This is a genomic window from Stenotrophomonas sp. P5_B8 (genome assembly GCF_054049855.1).
Genome location: NZ_JBFULO010000589.1, coordinates 1 through 1,851 on the forward strand (window position 1 = coordinate 1; position 1,851 = coordinate 1,851).

At 62.2% G+C, this 1,851-nt stretch carries 2 protein-coding genes and 4 tRNA genes; all 6 read left to right on the forward strand.

Features of this window, described 5'->3' with window-relative positions:
- The coding region (locus tag ACXJKH_RS19645) for a S16 family serine protease (protein ID WP_457321885.1) at positions 1-566 on the forward strand (566 nt) is incomplete at its 5' end.
- A 205-nt stretch (positions 567-771) separates the two neighbouring features.
- On the forward strand, positions 772-1,044 hold the full coding sequence (locus ACXJKH_RS19650) for an HU family DNA-binding protein (protein ID WP_038690141.1): 273 nt from the start codon (positions 772-774) through the stop codon (positions 1,042-1,044).
- Positions 1,045-1,055: 11 nt separating this feature from the next.
- Positions 1,056-1,130 (forward strand) — tRNA-Val (locus tag ACXJKH_RS19655).
- 28 nt (positions 1,131-1,158) lie between these two features.
- Positions 1,159-1,235: transfer RNA gene (locus tag ACXJKH_RS19660), tRNA-Asp, on the forward strand.
- 85 nt (positions 1,236-1,320) lie between these two features.
- A tRNA-Asp gene (locus ACXJKH_RS19665) sits at positions 1,321-1,397 on the forward strand.
- Between the two features lie 90 nt (positions 1,398-1,487).
- A tRNA-Asp gene (locus ACXJKH_RS19670) sits at positions 1,488-1,564 on the forward strand.
- The last annotated feature ends 287 nt before the right edge of the window (positions 1,565-1,851 follow it).

The window sequence follows — 1,851 nt, forward strand, 5'->3', positions numbered from 1 at the left end:
CCCTGGTGCCGGGCAAGGGCCAGCTGATCCTGACCGGCCAGCTGGGCAACGTGATGAAGGAATCGGCGTCGGCGGCACTGTCGGTGGTGCGTTCGCGTGCCGAGCGGCTGGGCATCGACAACGAGTTCCTGCAGAAGCACGACGTGCATGTGCACGTGCCCGATGGCGCCACGCCCAAGGACGGTCCCAGCGCAGGTATCGCGATGGTGACCTCGCTGGTGTCCACGCTGACCAAGGTGCCGATCCGCGCCGAAGTGGCGATGACCGGCGAGATCACCCTGCGTGGCCGCGTCACCGCCATCGGCGGACTCAAGGAGAAGCTGCTGGCCGCGCTGCGGGGTGGCATCACCACGGTGATCATCCCGGAGGAGAACCGCAAGGATCTGGCCGATATCCCGGCCAACGTGACCCGCGATCTGAAGATCATTCCGGTGAAGTGGATCGAAGAGGTGCTGGAGTTGGCGCTGGAGGCACCGCTGACGCCCAAGAAGGCCAAGAAGGATGGGGCGCGCGTCACAGTGCGCAGCAAGGGCAAGACAGCTTCCACGACGCGCGTCAAGCACTGACGCGCCATCTGGAAATCGCCGAAACCCGCGTCGTTATTGGCTTTTCAGCTTGCGCGGGTAGGGGTGCGCTGGTATAAAAGCACCACTCGCGAGTCAGCACTCACTGACGTCGGCGAATCGAGAACTTCACTGGCGTCCGGCCGCATTGTGGGTCGGATGCTTCACTGTCGAATATGCGGAATCCCCGCCAAAGGAGCTGTACAGAATGAACAAGACCGAATTGATCGATGCCGTTGCCGAAGCCGCCGACCTGACCAAGGCCGAATCCAACCGCGCCGTCGACGCCGTCATCGCGTCCATCACCAAGGCCCTGAAGGGCGGCGATGCAGTGACGCTGGTGGGCTTCGGTACGTTCCAGGTTCGCGCACGTGCTGCCCGCACCGGCCGCAACCCGAAGACCGGCGACACCATCAAGATCGCTGCATCGAACAATCCGTCGTTCAAGGCTGGCAAAGCCCTGAAGGATGCCGTAAACTAAGCGGCTTGCTGGGGTGCTTAGCTCAGCGGTAGAGCGTCTCCTTTACACGGAGAGGGTCGGGGGTTCGAAACCCTCAGCACCCACCACAGCACCGCCAGTAAAAGTTTGAAATGTGGAGCGGTAGTTCAGCTGGTTAGAATGCTGGCCTGTCACGCCGGAGGTCGCGGGTTCGAGTCCCGTCCGCTCCGCCAGTTTCGACGAGGCCCCTGAGCAATCGGGGGCCTTAGTTTTCTCGGCGATCGACGTCGTTGAGAAGAGCAGTAAAAGTTTTAGTGCGGAGCGGTAGTTCAGCTGGTTAGAATGCTGGCCTGTCACGCCGGAGGTCGCGGGTTCGAGTCCCGTCCGCTCCGCCAGTTACGAAAAAATCCTCGAGAAAAGCAGCATTCGGGGTAGGTTTTCTGAATATCTTCGGATAGAATGAGCGCCTGCAAAGTTTCAAGCGCGGAGCGGTAGTTCAGCTGGTTAGAATGCTGGCCTGTCACGCCGGAGGTCGCGGGTTCGAGTCCCGTCCGCTCCGCCAATCTTTGAAAAGCCCCTGGTGAAAGCCAGGGGCTTTTTTTTGGTTTTCTCCCAACGAACGGGAGCGTCCTGTTGCAAAGGGCGGAGTGGGTGRCATACGTCTGCACGTGCGTCCGCGTAGTCCGAGCGACGTCGTGGATCGGGTCGCGGCTCCGTTCGGGACTACTGCGAGCGTGAGGGCCCCGCAGCCGCCGGTAGGCCCCTGGCGCAAATGTCCCCCGGCCTGGCGGCCTCCTCCTTGATTTTGCCCAGGGGCCTACCGGCCGCTACGGGGCTCGGCTTGCGGTG

What these genes read in the sequence shown, in the direction of transcription:
- ACXJKH_RS19650 (WP_038690141.1), top strand. Translation starts at nt 772, where the DNA reads ATGAACAAGACCGAATTGATCGATGCCGTTGCCGAAGCCGCCGACCTG.